This is a genomic window from Hydrogenibacillus sp. N12 (genome assembly GCF_019645935.1).
Classification (GTDB): domain Bacteria; phylum Bacillota; class Bacilli; order Thermicanales; family DSM-22653; genus Hydrogenibacillus; species Hydrogenibacillus schlegelii.
In genome coordinates, this window is sequence record NZ_CP080953.1 from 743,342 (window position 1) to 759,168 (window position 15,827).

Genomic DNA, 15,827 nt, shown 5'->3' on the forward strand with positions numbered 1-15,827 from the left:
TCGATGGTGTTTTCGCTTCATATGTCTGTCGTCGCATCTCGGCCGGGGGCATCCGGCCGGAACGGAGCCGAAACGATCGCCGGATCGCCGGAAACACGGCCGGGAAAGGAGGGGGCCGATGGGGACGCCGGCGCTCGATGCCCAGACGTTGGGCAAAATTTTGAACGCCTTAAACGACGGCGTCGTGGTCATGGATCGCCGCCGGACGATCACGTACCTCAACCCGGCGGCAGAGCGAATGACCGGCTGGCAGCTCGGAGAGCCGGTGCCGTACTGCCGGTTCTGTCAGGAGCGGGAAGTCGCCGAAGGCCAGGAGCGGTGTTTTCTTGCCGCCCAGCAGGCGATCGATGAGCTGGAATCGGAGATGCCGACCCGCTGGGGGACGATGGTACCGGTGACGATGACGCGGTCGTTTCTGGTCGACGTCGAGCCGAAGGCGGGGCATATGGTGATCACGATCCGGGACGCGACGGTCCGACGCCAGGCGGAGGCGCTCCGACGCCGGGCGGAGCTCCACCGCCGGACGCTGGAGGTGCTGGAAGAAGAGCGCCGGCGCCTGTCGCTGGAAATCCATGACGGCGTGCTGCAGCTGCTCTATGGCGTGCGCCTCGGCCTGGACGATCTCGCCTACGAGGTGCAGGGCGTCCCGGAGAAGGAGCAGAAGGTGCGTCACCTGATCGGACTGCTGGAAGAAGGGGTCGGGGAGCTCCGGGCGCTGTCGCAGGCGCTCTATCCGCCGGCCCTCGACGATCTCGGCCTGACGTCGGCGCTCCGGCAGCTGGCGGCGCAGTGGACCGGCCGTACGGTGGAGATCGAGGTGGTTGGGGCCTTTCCCCCGACGGTCGAAGCGGCGCTTCAGGGCCGGCAGGCGACCCACGTTTACCGGATCGTGCAGGAGGCGATTCACAACGCCGTCTTTCACGGCCGAGCCCGGACGGTGCTGGTCCGGGTCGGCTGCGGAACGTGTACGTGTCGGGTGCTCATCGTCGACGACGGCCGGGGATTTGACGTCCGCCGGGCGGCCGAAGCGTCGGGGCTCGGCCTCCGCAGCATGGCGGAACGGGCGGCGTCTATGGGCGGACGGCTCTGGATCAAGTCGCGGCCGGGGCGGTGCACGCGCCTTTGGTTTTGCTTTCCCCGGCCGGAGCCGCCGTAGGCGGCGGACCGCTGTGAACGCCTCTGTCCGCCGAAGGCGCCCTGGTCAGAGGCGGCGTGGGCGTCCAGGGCGCGGGGCGATGCAAAGGGGGGAAGGCGATGATCCGGGTGGTCATCGTGGACGATCACGCCGTCGTCCGGCAGGGGCTCCGGCTCATCCTGGAGCGGGCAGGCGACATCGCCGTCGTCGGCGAGGCGGCTTCGGGGGAGGAAGCCCTGCGGGAAGTCTTCCGGAAACCGGTCGACGCCGTTCTCCTGGACGTCCACATGCCGAAAGGGCTCGACGGGATCACCGTGGCCCGGCGGCTGGCGGAAGATTTTCCCTGCGTCCGGGTCGTCATGCTGACGATGTTCGACGACACGGCGCATTTGCAGGCGATGCTGGCCGCCGACGTGGCCGGCGTGGTGTTCAAACACGATGAACCGGAGGAGATCGTGCGGGCGCTCCGGGAGGGGGCAAAAGGGCGGCCGTATCTCCCGGAGCGGGTCCGCCTTCGCTACGGGGGGATGATCCGGGACGTGGGGAACCCGTCCGCCGGCAGGCAAAAGCTCCTTTCGACGCGGGAGACGGAAGTGCTCGTCCTCATGGCGCAGGGCCATTCGAACAAAGAAATCGCCCAGGCGCTCCACCTGAGCGTCAAGACGGTGGAAACGCACCGGGCGAACATTTTGCGCAAGCTCGAGCTCAAAACCCGGGCCGAGCTCGTCGACTATGCGCTCAAAAACGGGCTCATCGTCACGCCGCCGGCGGAAGGGTCGACGAGCGGCTGATGAGGCCGTCGGAAACGGGTTTTTCCCTTCGTCGGACGCCGCGGGCCGGCGTCAGCGGACCAGCTTTTCCATTCGCCGGCCGGAGGCGAGGAGTTCCGGCAGCATCTCTTCCATCCGCCGCCGGGAGAGGCGCTGCACCGGTCCGGAGACGGTCAGGGCGGCGAAGATGTCGCCGTTCGGTCGAAAGACGGGGATGCTCACCGCCGCCACCCCTTCCTCCCGTTCTTCGAAGCTCATCGCGTAGCCCTTCCGGCGGACGTCGTCGATCTCCCGCCGGAAGGCGGCCTTGTCGACGCCCGCCGGCCAGTCCGGATGTTCGAGGAGCGCCTCGAGCACGTCCGACGGCGAGAAGGCGACGAGGACCTTGCTGGAGGCGCCGACGAAAAGCGGCAGCCGCTGACCGATGGGGGCGACGCGGCGGATGACCTGATTACTCTGGACGGCCTGAACGCGGATGCGCTCCAGACCGTCTCGGATGTAAAGGCTCACGGTCTCTTCGACGGCATCCCGGAGTCGCTCCATCTCCGGCAGGACGAGGGCCAGCGGATCGTCGGCGTGGTTCATGCTGGCGGCGAGCTCGAAGATGCGAAAGCCGAGGCGGTACCGGTCGGTGTCCGGGTCCCGGACGACGAACCCTTTCCGCTCCAGGGTGTGCAGCAGGCGAAAGACGGTGCTTTTGTGGAGGCCGACCGCTTTGGCGACCTCCGTCAGCCCGAGCTCCCGCTGTTCGGTAAAGGCGAGCAAAATGTCGAGCGCCCGTTCGACGGAACGGACCGATCCGCGGTCTTCGTCCATGGCCATCGGGTCCGGTCTCTCCTTAACGTTAGGGTCGGCGTCAGGCAATGCGAAACGCCGCCTCCGCCTTCAGCCGCTCGTGCAGCGTCCGGAGGACGGCTTCCGCCTTGGCGATCATCTCCCGGGGGATGTCGCCGTCGTAATCAAAGCCGCGATGGTATACGGCCCGGAGGAGGCGGATATCTCGGACGATGATTTCGGCCTGCGGCTGTTCGATGTAGCCTCGAACCGCGTCGACGTCGAGCCGCAGGTAAAAGTCGACGTCCGTCTTGCTCTTATGGAGCACGTAATCAAAGGCGGCGGTATGGTAATCGAACGTTTCGTTCATGGCAAAGCCGAGGCTTTCCACGGTGTCGCGAAACGGGCCGAACCGGTAGGTCCGGCCAATGAGAGGGCTTTCGACGCGCCGCATGCCCTTCCCTCCATTTTTTCATATTGTGCGTGCGCTGTTCTTTATTTTAACATAGGTCCGGTAAACGTCCAGAACGGTTGGGGGTAAAGCGGGAAACCGCCGGCGAAGGACGGAGGGATGGGGTTGTTCGACCGCTGTCCCCGGTGCGGGGGACCGATGGTGCTGAAGCGGCGGGCGGTTCATTATCCGCCGCATCTCATCCGGGGCGTCCCGGTGTGGACGTGCCCGGCCTGCGGGGAAGTGCGGCTGGATGCCCAGACCAAGGCGGCCCTTCGCCCGCTCCTCGGGCGCTTGCAGGGCGAGACGGCGGGGCGGGTCGTCACGTTTCCGTTTTCGTCCGGCGGGGCCGGCCGGCCGGAGGTCGGAGGGGCGAACGATGTTCCGGCGGTGGTCGAACGGGCGGCCCGGCGGACGGTCCGCTTCCGGCTCACGCTCCGCTTTCCCAGACGAAAGCGGGGGTTCCGGCGCGGCTAGCGGGCGCCGGCCCGGCGAACGAGGGCCGATTCAGCGGCCGGTCGAACACCCCGGTTCAGGGGCGGCCGGCCGCTTCGGTCGGAAAGCGGCGGAATATCCCGTCCGGGAGGTCCAAAACGTCCGCGCCGGCGGCTTCCTGGAGCCGGACCATGGCGGCGTAGAGGCCGTCCTGGCGCATGAGCTCCCGGTGGGAGCCGACCTCCCGGATGCGGCCCCGGTGAAGGACGATGATGCGGTCGGCGTTTCGGACGGTGGCGAGGCGGTGGGCGATGACGATCGTCGTCCGACCCTGGGCAAGCCGCTCCAGCGCTTTTTGCACCTCGATCTCCGTCTCGCTGTCGATGTGGGCCGTCGCTTCGTCGAGGATGAGCACCCGGGGGTCCCGGACGAACGCTCGGGCGAAAGCGACGAGCTGCCGCTCGCCGGCGGAAAGCCGCCCGCCCCGTTCGCCGACGCGGGTCCGGAGACCTTCCGGAAGGCGGCGAACGGTCGCTTCCAGGCCGATCGCCTCGACCGCTCGCCGGACGGCCGCTTCGTCGATCGACGGATCGCCGAGGCGGATATTGTCGAGGAGGGTCCCGTCGAAGAGAAACGGGTCCTGCAGCACGACGGCGATCGCCCGCCGGAGGTCCGAGAGGCGGAGGTCCCGAAGGTCGATGCCGTCCAGGGTGATCCGTCCGCGGGTCGGATCGTAGAAGCGGACGAGAAGCTGGATGAGCGAGCTTTTTCCGGCGCCGGTCATGCCGACGACGCCGATCGTCTCGCCGGGCTCGATCGCGAGGTGAACATCTTCAAGCGCCCAACGGTCGTCCCGGTAGCGGAACCAGACGCCTTCGAAGCGGATGGCCCCCCGGACCGTCGGCAGGGGCCGGGCCCGAGGCCGTTCGGTCACCTCCGGCGGCGTGTCGAGGAGGGCGAAGATGCGTTCGGCGGAGGCCATCGCCTGCTGGACGACGGTGTAATTTTCGGCAATCTCCCGGATGGGCTGGAAGAGGCGGCCGAGATAATCGATGAACGCGTACACAAGCCCCACCTCCGCCGCGGCGCCGTCGCCGGATAGGGTCCGGGCGCCGGCGACGAGGAGCAGGGCGAGGCCGAGGGCGTAGAGGACGTCCATCGCCGGTCGGAACACCGACTGCGCCCGGAGCTCTTTGAGGCTGGCGTCGTAGTGGTCGCGGTTCGTGGCGGCGAAGCGGTCGGCGACGGCGGCCTCCCGGTGAAACAGCTGGATGACGCGCATGCCGGAGAGGTATTCGGCGAGCGCCCCGTTGATCCGGGCGAGGCGGCTTCGGACGCGGCGGAACGCCTCCCGGGCGATCTTTTGATAGATCCGGAGGGTCAGGGCGACGAGGGGCAGCGTGAGGAAGGCGACGAGGGCGAGCCGGACGTCCAGCGCGAGCATGACGGCGGCGATGCCGGCGAGGACGACGGCGTCTTTGATCAGGACGGCAAAGACGGTGGAAAACATCTCGGACAGCGCTTCGACGTCGTTCGTCACCCGCGTGACGATGCGGCCGGTCGGCATCCGGTCGAAAAAGCCGATCGAGAGCGTCTGCAGATGGCGGAAAATCGCCCGGCGGATGTCGTAGAGGATCCGCTGGCCGGTGGCGAGGAGCAGCCGCGTCTGAACGGCGGTGAGCCAAAACCCGCCGACGACGAGACCGAGGTAGAAAAAGGCCAGGCGGACGAGGCCCGGGACGGCGTCCGGCGCCGGCGCGCCGCCGCTTCGGACGAAGTAAGCGTCGATCGCCGTCTTGATCACGAGCGGTCCGGCGAGTTCGGCGGCGGTGGCGGCGAGGACGAGGAGGACAGCCGCCCCCAGCGGTCGGGCGTACGGCCGGGCAAAGCGGGCGAGTCGGCGGACGAGGGCCTGGTCGGACGGCCGACCGGCGGCGCCGGGATCCTCCCGCGGTTTGGTTTCTCCCTGCGGACGTTCGGTCGTCGGACGTTTTTCCGGTTGTTCCCGTCGCTTGCGGGGATCCCGTGGGCGTCGATCGCGGTCGGTCATCGGCGGACGCTCCTTTCGCCGGCGCGTTCGGCGGGGCGTTCGGCAGGCAGAGCGTCGGCCCGGCCGCCCGGCGCCCCGGCGGCCGCCGTTTCGGCGGCGCCCTCGCCGGCATCGACCTTTCCGGCGGCGTTTTCGCCGGCTTCGGCCGTTTCGGCAACGTTCTTGCCGGCATCGGCCCCATCGGCGGCGCTCTGGCCGGCGCCGCTCGGTGCCGGATCGGTCGGGGTGCCGCCTTCGGCCGTCGTTTTCACGGCTACTTCACCGTCGAACGGGTCGTCCAGGGCGAGGGACTGAAGCCGCGCCAGGCGGGCGTAACGCCCGCCTTTTTGCATGAGCTCGGTGTGGGTGCCTCGCTCGACGATGCAGCCGCCGTCCAGGACAAGGATCTCATCGGCGAACATGACCGCCGAGACGCGGTGGGCGATGATGATCATCGTCTGCCGGCCGCGAAGTTCCCGAAGCCGCGCGAGGATGTGTTGCTCCGTCCGGGCGTCGACAGCCGAGAGGGCGTCGTCGAGGATGAGGATCGGCGCCCGGCGGAGGAGGGCCCGGGCGAGGGCGAGGCGCTGTTTTTCCCCGCCGGAAAGCGTCACCCCCCGCTCGCCGACGACGGTGTTCAGGCCGTCCGGGAAGCGCTCGAGGGCTTCGTGAAACCCCGCCGCTTCCACCGCCCAGGCGATCGCCTCCGGCGAGGCGTCTTCGGCGCCGAAGCGGAGGTTTTCTTCGATCGTCGCCGAAAACAAAAACGGCTCCTGCGGCACGACGGCGATCGATGAGCGAAGGACCGAAAGCGGGATGGCGGCGATCGGCCGGCCGTCGATGAACAGCGTCTCGTCGGGAGCCTCGTAGAGCCGGCTTAAAAGGGCGGCGAGGGTCGACTTGCCGCTCCCCGTCGGTCCGATGATGCCGAGCGTCCCGCCGGCCGGCACGGTGAAGGAGACGTCGGCGAGGGCGGCCGCCTCATTGCCGGGATACCGGAACGAAAGTCTCCGGGCCGCGATCTCGCCTCGAATCGAGCGGATCGCCGGATCCGTCCGCTCGTCATCCCGGATCTCCGGTTCGGCGTCGAAGAGGGCGTTCAGCCGCTCCATTGACGCCGCCCCCCGCTCGAGGATGTTGATCGCCCAGCCGATGGCCCGCATCGGCCAGACGAGCATCATGAGGTAGGCGCTGAAGGCGACGAACGCGCCGACGGTGATCTCCTGGCGGAGGACGAGGAAGCCGCCGTAGAGGAGGACGACGAACATGGCGATGCCGACGAAAAGCTGCACCAGCGGCTGGAACAGCGCCTGCAGCCGGATGAGGTGAAGGTTTTTCTCCAGGAGTTCCCGGCTGGCGGCATCGAACGCCGCTTCTTCCAGCGCTTCGATGCCGTAGGCCCGGACGACCCGGACGCCGCTTAAGTTTTCCTGCACCCGCTCCGTCACCCGGCCGAAGGCCGCCTGGACGTCCTTGAACCGCCGGTGGATCTCCCGGCCGAAGCGCCGGGAGAGGAAGGCGATCAAGGGGAAGACGGCGGTGGCCAAGGCGGTCAGCCGGAGATCGACGGTGGCGATCATCGTGCCGACGACGAGGACGACGAGGATGACGGTGTCGAAAAACATGACCACCCCGCCGCCGAAGGCAAACCGGACGGCGCCGATGTCGTTCGTCGCGTGGGCCATGAGGTCGCCGACCTTGTGCCGGTCGTACCAGCCGGCGGAGAGGGTGACGAGGTGGCGGAACAGCCGGTCCCGCAGGGTGTACTCGAGCTTCCGGGCGGTGCCGAAGATGAGCATCCGCCAGGCGTAGCGAAAGAGAAACGTCATCGCCGCCGCGACGAGGAGGATCGTCGCCGTGGCGACGAGGAAGCCCGGCTCCATCGCCCCCGCGGCGAGCCGGTCGACGGCGCCGCCGATGAGCCGCGGCGTGAGGAGTTGCGCCACGTCGGCGAGGAAAATGAAAAGAATCCCCCAGGCGTACCGATGGCGGTTTTCCCTGAGAAACGGGCCGAGATGGCGGAACGTCCGTCGCACGCTGCCGGCCTCCCTGGAAGGACGAATATTTCGCGTTCCGAACGATCCTTGTGCCTCATTGTACGCCAACGCCGGCCGGTTGTAAAGCGAGCAATTTATACAGAGGCTGTCGGGCGCTTGTGGCGTGACAGCCGGCGCCGCGGCTGCTATAATAGCGGACAATAGAGCTTTAGCGGTTAAAAGCCCTAAAGAAACATGAAAGGTCGCCGCCAACCGCGCCGCGGCGGAAGGGGCCGCGGCGGCCGCGGAGGAGGCCCGACCGCCAGCGTAAGGAGAGGGAGAAGCCATGACCAGCCAGCTGGAGGCGCTCCGCCGGGAGCTCGACCGGATCAACGAGGAGATCTTGAAATGGCTCAACCGGCGGGCGGAAGTCGTGCAGGAGATCGGGCGGCTCAAGCTCAAGCAGGGGATCAACCGCTTCGACCCGGTGCGGGAGCGGGAGATGCTCGACCACCTCGTCCGGATCAACACCGGGCCCTTCGACGACCAGACGATCCGGGCGCTTTTCAAGCAGATCTTCGCCGCGTCCCTCAAGCTTCAGCAGAAGCAGCACGAGGACGCCCTCCTCGTGAGCCGCGCCCGGAAGCCGGAAGACACGGTCGTCACCGTCGGTTCGGTCCGGATCGGAGGCGGCACGCCGGTCATCATCGCCGGCCCGTGCTCGGTGGAAAGCGAGGCGCAGACGGACGCCGTGGCGCGGGTGATCGCCGAGCACGGCCTCGGCCTCATCCGGGGCGGCGCCTTCAAACCCCGGACGTCGCCGTACGACTTCCAGGGCCTCGGCGTCGAAGGGCTGAAGATTCTCCGGGAGGTCGCCGACCGCTACGGCCTCAAAGTCGTGAGTGAGATTATGACGCCGGGAGACCTCGACGTCGCCGTCCGGTACGTCGACATCATCCAGATCGGCGCCCGGAACATGCAGAACTTCGCGCTGCTCAAGGAAGTCGGCGCCCTGAGCACGCCGGTCCTCCTCAAGCGGGGGATGGCGGCGACGATCGAAGAGTTCAAGTTTGCCGCCGAGTACATCCTCTCCCACGGCAACCCGAACGTCATCCTCACGGAGCGGGGCATCCGGACGTACGAAAAGGCGACGCGGAACACCCTCGACATCTCCGCCGTGCCGATCTTGAAGCAGGAGACGCACCTTCCCGTCCTCGTCGACGTCTCACACGCCGCCGGGCGCCGGGATATCCTCCTCCCGCTGGCGAAGGCGGCCCTCGCCGCCGGCGCCGACGGCGTGATGATCGAGGTACACCCGGACCCGTCGGTTGCCCTCTCCGACGCTCAGCAGCAGATCGACCTCGACACCTTCCGCCGTTTCATGGCCGAGCTCAAAACCGCCGCGCCGGCGTTCGTCTGAGGGGCCGCCGGGCGCCGGTTCGGCTGAGGGCCGCCGGGCGCCGACGCAGTGCCGGCCGCCCGGCGGGGTCCCGCGGGGCAAAAGCGCAATGCCGGAGACGACCGAAACGCCGCAGGCGAGATGATCGCCTGCGGCGATCGTTTTTCACGCCGGTTTCCGTCGAAAGCGCCTTCAGCCGAAAAACGCCGTTCGTTTCCCTCCGACACGAAAGCGCTTCCCGCGGCCCGGCAGAAAGGCTTTTGGCCATTTATGAAAAAACATCAAACCACTTGCGAAAATCCCCCGGACGGCGTATCATAGTCAAAGAAGTATAAAAGCGGTTCCAGACCCGGGGGAGGGGATCCGATGGGCGTGACGATCTACGACGTCGCCCGGGAAGCCGGCGTTTCGATGGCGACGGTGTCGCGGGTCATCAACGGGAGCGCCAACGTCAAGCCGAGCACCCGGAAGAAGGTCCTCCGGGTGATTGAGGAGCTCGGCTACCGACCGAACGCCGTCGCCCGAGGGCTCGCCAGCAAGAAGACGACGACGATCGGCGTGATCCTGCCGGACATCTCGAGTGTCTTTTTCGCCGAGCTCGCCCGGGGGATCGAGGACATCGCCACGATGTACCACTACAACATCATCCTGACGAACTCCGACCAGAACATCGACAAGGAGCTCAAGCTGATCGGGAATCTGCTCGAAAAACAGGTCGATGGCCTCCTTTTCCTCGGCTCACAGGTGACGGAAGAGCACCGCCGGCTCTTCAAATCGCCGGTGCCGGTCGTTCTCGTGGCGACGGAAGACCCGAAAGGCGAGCTTCCGTCGGTCCACATCGACGTCCGGCAGGCGGCGTACGATGCCGTCTCGTATCTGCTCAAAAAAGGTCACCGGCGGATTGCCTTCCTCTCCGACCGCCTCTCGACGAGCCTCGGCCGGGGCCGGTACGAAGGCTACCGGCAGGCGCTCGCCGAAGGCGGCGTCGAGGTCGACGAGACGCTCATCGTCGAGGTGCCGCCCCACTACGAGGCGGCCCTGAAAGGGATGAAGACGGTCCTGGCGCTCCAGCCGCGGCCGACGGCGATTTTTGCCGCGAGCGACGAGCTGGCCATCGCCGCCGTCCACGCCGTGCAGGACGCCGGTCTCAGCGTCCCGGACGACGTCGAGGTGATCGGCTTCGACAACACCCGCATCGCCCAGATGGTCCGGCCGATGCTCACCTCCGTCGTGCAACCGATGTACGACATCGGCGCGGTGGCGATGCGGCTTCTTACCAAGCTCATCCAGAACGAAGACGTGCCGACGAAGACGGTCGTGCTGCCGCACCGGATCGAGTTCCGGCAGTCGACCCGGCCGGCGTAAGGAGGGCGCCATGGTCGCGATCATCGGGGCGATGGACGAAGAGATCGCCGAGCTCCTTCAAGGGATGGAAGCGGTGGACGTCCGCCGGGCGGGGCCGGTCGAGGCCCGCGTCGGCCGGATGGACGGCCGGCCGGTCGCCGTTTTAAAAAGCGGCGTCGGCAAGGTGAACGCGGCGCTTGCGGTGCAGGCGGCGATCGACCACCTCCGGCCTCAGGCGCTCCTTTTTCTCGGCGTTGCCGGCGCCCTCGATCCGGCGCTTGAGATCGGCGATCTCGTCGTCGCCGAAGACGCCCTCCAGCACGACGTCGACGCAACGCCTCTCGGTTTTCGTCCGGGAGAGATCCCCTTTGAGCCGGTGAGCGTCTTTCCCGCCGATCCCCGCCTGATCCGGCGGGCGGTGACGGCGGCCGAGGCGCTTTTCGGCCGCCGGCCGGCCGTCGGCCGGGTGCTCTCCGGCGACCGGTTCGTCGCCGACCGGGAGATGGTGAAGGCGCTTCGGGAGCGCTTCGGCGGCCTGTGCGTCGAGATGGAAGGCGCCGCCGCAGCGCAGGTGGCACACAAAAACGGCGTGCCCTTCCTCCTCATCCGGACGATCTCCGACCGGGCGGACGGGGCGGCGCCGGCGGATTTCCCCGCTTTTTTAAAAGAGGCGGCCGGCCGGAGCGCCGCCCTCGCCCGGGCGATCGTCCGTTCAGCGGAGGAATTCGAGCACGCGTTTTAAGACGACGGCATTTTTTTCCCGGATCGCTTTGCGCCGAGGAATCAGCGGAAACGGAGGATCGAGCAGGCGCCGGGGGAGGGGGACCGGCGCTTTTTTTTGCCAGCGGTCGAGGAACACCGTCGGCACCTCCGCGTCAACGAGGGGCCGGTGGGCGGCTTCGGCCCAGAGGAAGGTCCACGCCCGGGGGACGACGCGCCAGAGGTCGTAGCCGCCGCCGCCGAGGGCGAGCCAGCGGCCGCCGGCGTAGGTGTCCGCAAGGGTGTGGATGAGGCGCGGGATGGCCCGATAGGCCCGGGTGCTTAAGGCGAGGTGGGTGAGGGGATCGTAGCGGTGGGCGTCGACCCCGTGCTGACTCACGACGACGTCCGGCCGGAAGCGTTCAAAGGCGGCCACCAGCACCCGCTCGAGGATGGCGAGGTAGTCATCGTCCTCGGTAAACGGCTCCAGCGGGACGTTTACCTTCGTCCCGAAGGCCGGGCCTTCGCCTCGCTCGGTGACGTGGCCGGTGCCGGGGAAGAGGTAGCGGCCCGTCTCGTGGATCGAGACGGTCATCACCCGGGGCTCCCGGTAGAAGATCGCCTGAACGCCGTCGCCGTGGTGGGCGTCGGTGTCGATGTAGAGCACCCGGACGTCGTAGCGGTCGAGAAGGTAGCGGATGGCGACGGCGGCGTCGTTGTAGATGCAGAATCCCGAAGCTTTGTGCGGAAAGGCGTGATGGAGCCCGCCGCCGAGGAAGACGGCGTGGTGTCCGGGGTGGTCCATGATGTACCGGGCGCCGGTCAGGGCGCCGACGACGGTCAGAAAGGCCACCTCGTGCATGCCGGGGAAGATCGGCACGTCTTCGGTGCCGAGGCCGTAGTCGAGGAAATCGTCGGCGGAAAAGGCGGCCGGCGCTGTGTGGGGCTCTGCCTCGTCTTCGTCGACCGCCGCATCGCCCGCGCCGGCCATCTCCATGCTCTCGCCGGCCGTTCCGGGAATAAGCGGCGGCGTTCCGGCACGGCCGCCTCTTCCGGCGGCCTTCACCGCCTCGACATAGCGGGCGCCGTGGACCCGAAGGAGCGGTTCTTCGTCCCAGGCGCTTGGGTCCGGCACGAGGCGCTCTTCCGGCGCCACGAGCCCGAGGGCCTCCAGCAGGTCCAGGACGAGGAGAAGCCGCCGCTGGTCGAACGGATGCTCATCGTGAAACCGGTAGCGGATGAGGTCGGGGTGGTGAATGAGGACGGCCTGGCCGCCGGATCCGACGGGACGCGCCGGCCAGATCGGCCTCGGCCAGGGTTTCGGCGAAAACAGCTCCGGCGGCGGTCCACCCGGCCCGGGCGCCGCCTTCCCGCCCGGCTCCGGCGCCCCGACGTTCGGCCCGGGCGAATCCGTTCGGCCCGACCTCGACGACGGGGGCTCCGGCGACGGAGGCCTGAGCGGTTGCGTCTCCCGCGCCCCTGCGTCTTCAGACGGCCTCATGCCGGCCCTTTGCCTCCTTCAGGCCGGTCGTCCGAAAGCTTCGGCCAGCGGACGACGAAACCCGCCGCCCGGATGGCCGCGATGAGCCGCCGGGGGTCCATCGTCCGGGCCCGGATCGCCGCCCGCCGCCGGCCGGGCTCCGGGCTCTGATAGACGAAGAGGCTCACGATGTTGATGCCCTGCTGTTTGAAGATCGCCGTGAGGTCGGCGATCATCCCCACCCGATCCGGCACCTCGACTTCCAACCGGGTGCTCGGGGCGTCGACGCCGAGCAGGGTGATGAGGGCGCTCAGGAGGTCGGAGTGGGTGACGATGCCGACGATGGCGTCGTCGGCGATCACGGGAAGGCAGCCGATCTTGTGCTGACGCATGAGCTGGGCCGCCTCTTCGACGAACTCCCCGGGATGGGTCGTGATCACCTCCCGGCGGACGATCGCCTCGACCGGTTCCGCCAGCCGGGCGAGCAACGCGTCGTCGACGGCCAGCCGGGACGGCACCGCTTCCCGGAGGTCCCGGTCGGTGACGATGCCGAACAGGCGGCCGTCCCCGTCGACGATCGGAAGATGCCGGATGCGATGTCGGTGCAAAAGCTCGAGCGCATCCCGGATCGTCGCCGTCCGGGGCGCCGTGATGACCGGGGTATGCATGATGTCGGCGACGAGCATCGCCGCTCCCCTTTCGCTTGGCTTCAAAACATCGGCCGCCGAAACCGCAGCCGGTCGAAGGCGACGACCGTCTCCCACGGCACGTTCCGGCCGATCCGCACCATCAGGGCGTTCGCCGGATGGGCGGCGATGTCCGGATCGTCGGTCGCCATCCGTTCGAGTCCGACGGTGCCCATGAGCCGCTCCATCAGCCGGCCGTAGTCCCAGACGTCGAGCCCGGTTCCGCGCAGGTCCCAGTGCCAGTAATATTCCGTCGAGTAGACGAGATAGTCTTCCATCTCCGGCGCCTGAAAGGCGACCCGTAAGAGCCGTTTTGCGATGCCGCTCCGTCGGTACGGCGGCGCCACCTCGATGCCGCCGAGCTCGAGGATCCGCGGGTCCCGCGCCTCCGCCCATCGCTCGAGGGGGTCCGGGTGGTGAAATGTCACGTAGCCGACGATCGTCCGGCCGTCCCGGGCCACGATCACCCGCCCTTCCGGCAGGCCAGCGATGGCGATGAGGGCCGCATGCTGCGCCTCCGGCGGCCGGAAGGCCGTCAGTTCCGGGTGCATCGCGAGCTCCTGAAGCGCCTCCGGCGAAAGCGGTCCCTCGACGACGATCGAAGCGCCCGCGTTCCCGGTCCCTTCATCCCGGATTCCTTCTTCCCGGACGAACGTCTTCCGATGGACGATCGGCGGCATCGGGCTCCCCCTCGGCAGGCGGCGATGGCGTCGCTCTGGTGGCCTTGGGGTGATTATACCATAATCGCCCGGTGCCGGGCTGAAAGCGCCTTCCAAAGGAGCGTGTAAAGTTTCGGGAGGCAGGCGGGGATCATCGCTGTTCAAAGCGAATGGAGATCTCACCGAAAAAAATACTTTCCTGGGACGAGATTGAGCCGCTTGGAGATCTGGAATGCCTCTGGCTGGTTCTGGAACATCTGCCGGACGAAGTTTATGGTGCAACTGGAGAAATCGAGAGGTCATGGGCGAGAGGACGACCCGGTACGGGCGATATGGAACTCGATGGGGGCCGGTATCGTGTTTCAGCACCCGTCGATCGAGAGCCTGCGCCGGGAACTGTCTCGAAACGGGCAACTGCGATCGATCTGTGGGTTGCGCGCAGTTCCCAGCGCAGCCGCTTACATCCGATTTTTCCGCCGCTTGATGACGCACGGATCGTGGATCGAATCGATGTTCGACGAGTTGGTGAAGGCCCTGAGCCAAGAGCTTCCGGAATTTGGGCGTCGTTTGGTGATGGACCGTAAGGCGATCGCCTCGTGGGCGTCCCGTCCCTCGAAAGAAAAGGAGGCAGACGGACGGCGGGATTTGGATGCAGAGTACGGGACGAAAACCTACCGTCGGGGCCGAGAGGACGGGACGATTTGGGAGAAAGGGGTTCGGTGGTTTGGCTATAAGCTCCATCTGGTGGTCGACGCCAAGCATGAGTTGCCTGTGGCGTATACGGGGACCAAGGGGTCGCGCTCGGACGTCAGAGAGGCATGTCCTATTGGACGAGCTGGCGAAACGACGTCCGGAGATTCTGAAGGAGGGGTACGCGTGGCGCTCGCGGTGGACCGGCGGATTTGCACCCCGATTGCACGGGAGAGCTATATAGGGACCCAGGAGTACCGAGGGAGGACGCGGTCGAGCGGGTGAACAGCCGATGGGACGTCTCGTTTGGGTTTGAACGGCACCCCATTCGAGGGTTGGCGAAGATGCGGTTACGCTGCGGGTTGGCTCTGTGTGTGATGCTGGCGCTGGCGTTGGGGAAGGTCCGGGAGAAGCAGCAAGAACACATGAGGCGCTTGGTTCGAGGGGTGTCCTAAACGGCAGGCGATCGTAGAAGGCGGATCTCCTGGGCCAGGTAACCAAGAACCTGGCCTTGGTTTGGCATGGCCTGAATCACCCAGCTTGCGGGTGATCAACCAGATCATGGGGATGTCGGATTCAACACGCCGATGGGACTCGTGATGAAGGTCCGAAGAAAAAGGGACATCGAAAAAGGCCGAGAAGGCCTGTGAAAAAACTTTTCGTTTTGAAGGGAAACCGGACCTATTGATCGAATGCATTTAATCAAAGCAAACCAGCATCCCTTTCTCAACAAGGAGATTCAACCCTGCGGCCTCGACGATTGACTTCCCCTCAACCCAAATGGTTTCGGCATAGGGATATGGAAGCCCTCGTGCCACAAAATCCCATCCTTCGCCAATTCGATCGCGTCTTGGACTGCTCCGCGATCCATGAGGGGGTCGCCCCGCTTGATTCGGAACGCACCGGACGTCCGGCCGTCGATCCGGAACTCGTCATGCGGATCATCTGACGTTCTTCCCTCTTCCATCCCTCTGAGAGGGAACGCTTTCAAATGCTCCATGCACGTCGAGGATTTGGGGTTCTTAGGGCTCGATTTCGCGTCCGTGCTTTACCCGGAGGCCGGGGGTCCGAGGCTTCCGGATCGCACGCCCGGGGTCAAAACGCGGAAGAAGATCGCCCGTTTTCCGACGGCGGGGACGAGGTCCAGGACGACTCCTCTCCGTCCAACCCTCATCCTCCCGATCCGGACCCCAAACCTTTTATTCCCCGGCTCCCCTTCGGCGTCGTCGGGAAGGCCGCAAAGATCATCACGGGCCCTGCGGAACGAGAGACCGCCCTCGAAGCGCTGCTGGACATCCGG

General features: G+C 66.9%; 13 protein-coding genes and 1 pseudogene. 7 read left to right on the forward strand and 7 right to left on the reverse strand.

The window, feature by feature from the left end:
* The first annotated feature begins 118 nt into the window (after positions 1-118).
* A complete protein-coding gene (locus K2M58_RS03515; RefSeq protein ID WP_220678309.1) occupies positions 119-1,156 on the forward strand; it encodes a sensor histidine kinase in 1,038 nt (345 codons plus the stop codon).
* A 98-nt stretch (positions 1,157-1,254) separates the two neighbouring features.
* Positions 1,255-1,926 (forward strand): response regulator transcription factor, encoded by a 672-nt coding sequence (locus K2M58_RS03520; protein ID WP_220678310.1) that lies wholly within the window; start codon positions 1,255-1,257, stop codon positions 1,924-1,926.
* A gap of 51 nt (positions 1,927-1,977) precedes the next feature.
* On the opposite strand, the gene K2M58_RS03525 is transcribed toward K2M58_RS03520, so the two are convergent.
* Positions 1,978-2,721 carry an IclR family transcriptional regulator gene (locus K2M58_RS03525; protein ID WP_220678776.1) on the reverse strand — a complete coding sequence of 248 codons (744 nt, stop codon included), beginning with the start codon at positions 2,719-2,721 and terminating at the stop codon, positions 1,978-1,980.
* A 40-nt stretch (positions 2,722-2,761) separates the two neighbouring features.
* Positions 2,762-3,133 (reverse strand): YugN family protein, encoded by a 372-nt coding sequence (locus tag K2M58_RS03530; protein WP_220678311.1) that lies wholly within the window; start codon positions 3,131-3,133, stop codon positions 2,762-2,764.
* A 117-nt stretch (positions 3,134-3,250) separates the two neighbouring features.
* Here K2M58_RS03530 and K2M58_RS03535 point away from each other — a divergent pair, with 117 nt between their 5' ends.
* Positions 3,251-3,607 (forward strand): phage terminase large subunit family protein, encoded by a 357-nt coding sequence (locus K2M58_RS03535; RefSeq protein WP_220678312.1) that lies wholly within the window; start codon positions 3,251-3,253, stop codon positions 3,605-3,607.
* Between the two features lie 55 nt (positions 3,608-3,662).
* Here K2M58_RS03535 and K2M58_RS03540 read toward each other — a convergent pair whose 3' ends face one another.
* Positions 3,663-5,615, reverse strand: a complete 1,953-nt coding sequence (locus tag K2M58_RS03540; protein WP_220678313.1) for an ABC transporter ATP-binding protein — start codon at positions 5,613-5,615, stop codon at positions 3,663-3,665.
* Positions 5,612-7,630, reverse strand: a complete 2,019-nt coding sequence (locus K2M58_RS03545) for an ABC transporter ATP-binding protein (protein WP_220678314.1) — start codon at positions 7,628-7,630, stop codon at positions 5,612-5,614. The genes K2M58_RS03540 and K2M58_RS03545 overlap by 4 nt, the downstream gene beginning before the upstream one ends.
* Before the next feature lie 286 nt (positions 7,631-7,916).
* On the opposite strand from K2M58_RS03545, the gene K2M58_RS03550 reads away from it, so the two are divergent.
* The 3 genes from K2M58_RS03550 to K2M58_RS03560 all read left to right on the forward strand — a co-directional run bounded on the left by K2M58_RS03550 (position 7,917) and on the right by K2M58_RS03560 (position 11,055).
* The gene (locus tag K2M58_RS03550) at positions 7,917-8,990 is read left to right on the forward strand and encodes a bifunctional 3-deoxy-7-phosphoheptulonate synthase/chorismate mutase (protein ID WP_220678315.1); all 1,074 of its coding nucleotides are present in this window, start codon (positions 7,917-7,919) and stop codon (positions 8,988-8,990) included.
* Between the two features lie 345 nt (positions 8,991-9,335).
* The gene (gene ccpA, locus K2M58_RS03555; RefSeq protein ID WP_220678316.1) at positions 9,336-10,334 is read left to right on the forward strand and encodes a catabolite control protein A; all 999 of its coding nucleotides are present in this window, start codon (positions 9,336-9,338) and stop codon (positions 10,332-10,334) included.
* A gap of 10 nt (positions 10,335-10,344) precedes the next feature.
* Complete coding sequence (locus K2M58_RS03560; RefSeq protein ID WP_220678317.1) at positions 10,345-11,055, forward strand: 5'-methylthioadenosine/adenosylhomocysteine nucleosidase; 711 nt, start codon at positions 10,345-10,347, stop codon at positions 11,053-11,055.
* Here K2M58_RS03560 and K2M58_RS03565 read toward each other — a convergent pair.
* Genes K2M58_RS03565 through K2M58_RS03575 form a run of 3 tightly spaced genes read right to left on the reverse strand, consistent with a single transcriptional unit; the run spans position 11,026 to position 13,858 of the window.
* Positions 11,026-12,513 (reverse strand): acetoin utilization protein AcuC, encoded by a 1,488-nt coding sequence (locus K2M58_RS03565; protein WP_220678318.1) that lies wholly within the window; start codon positions 12,511-12,513, stop codon positions 11,026-11,028. The two genes, K2M58_RS03560 and K2M58_RS03565, sit on opposite strands and share 30 nt — an antisense overlap.
* A complete protein-coding gene (locus K2M58_RS03570) occupies positions 12,510-13,178 on the reverse strand; it encodes a CBS and ACT domain-containing protein (protein WP_220678319.1) in 669 nt (222 codons plus the stop codon). Before K2M58_RS03570 ends, K2M58_RS03565 begins: the two co-directional genes overlap by 4 nt.
* A gap of 23 nt (positions 13,179-13,201) precedes the next feature.
* Positions 13,202-13,858 (reverse strand): GNAT family N-acetyltransferase, encoded by a 657-nt coding sequence (locus K2M58_RS03575; RefSeq protein WP_220678320.1) that lies wholly within the window; start codon positions 13,856-13,858, stop codon positions 13,202-13,204.
* A 149-nt stretch (positions 13,859-14,007) separates the two neighbouring features.
* Here K2M58_RS03575 and K2M58_RS12940 point away from each other — a divergent pair.
* Positions 14,008-14,982, forward strand: a pseudogene (locus K2M58_RS12940) (transposase).
* The last annotated feature ends 845 nt before the right edge of the window (positions 14,983-15,827 follow it).

What these genes read in the sequence shown, in the direction of transcription:
- K2M58_RS03515 (WP_220678309.1), top strand. Translation starts at nt 119, where the DNA reads ATGGGGACGCCGGCGCTCGATGCCCAGACGTTGGGCAAAATTTTGAAC.
- K2M58_RS03520 (WP_220678310.1), top strand. Translation starts at nt 1,255, where the DNA reads ATGATCCGGGTGGTCATCGTGGACGATCACGCCGTCGTCCGGCAGGGG.
- K2M58_RS03525 (WP_220678776.1), bottom strand. Translation starts at nt 2,721, where the DNA reads ATGGACGAAGACCGCGGATCGGTCCGTTCCGTCGAACGGGCGCTCGAC.
- K2M58_RS03530 (WP_220678311.1), bottom strand. Translation starts at nt 3,133, where the DNA reads ATGCGGCGCGTCGAAAGCCCTCTCATTGGCCGGACCTACCGGTTCGGC.
- K2M58_RS03535 (WP_220678312.1), top strand. Translation starts at nt 3,251, where the DNA reads ATGGGGTTGTTCGACCGCTGTCCCCGGTGCGGGGGACCGATGGTGCTG.
- K2M58_RS03540 (WP_220678313.1), bottom strand. Translation starts at nt 5,615, where the DNA reads ATGACCGACCGCGATCGACGCCCACGGGATCCCCGCAAGCGACGGGAA.
- K2M58_RS03550 (WP_220678315.1), top strand. Translation starts at nt 7,917, where the DNA reads ATGACCAGCCAGCTGGAGGCGCTCCGCCGGGAGCTCGACCGGATCAAC.
- ccpA (WP_220678316.1), top strand. Translation starts at nt 9,336, where the DNA reads ATGGGCGTGACGATCTACGACGTCGCCCGGGAAGCCGGCGTTTCGATG.
- K2M58_RS03560 (WP_220678317.1), top strand. Translation starts at nt 10,345, where the DNA reads ATGGTCGCGATCATCGGGGCGATGGACGAAGAGATCGCCGAGCTCCTT.
- K2M58_RS03565 (WP_220678318.1), bottom strand. Translation starts at nt 12,513, where the DNA reads ATGAGGCCGTCTGAAGACGCAGGGGCGCGGGAGACGCAACCGCTCAGG.
- K2M58_RS03570 (WP_220678319.1), bottom strand. Translation starts at nt 13,178, where the DNA reads ATGCTCGTCGCCGACATCATGCATACCCCGGTCATCACGGCGCCCCGG.
- K2M58_RS03575 (WP_220678320.1), bottom strand. Translation starts at nt 13,858, where the DNA reads ATGCCGCCGATCGTCCATCGGAAGACGTTCGTCCGGGAAGAAGGAATC.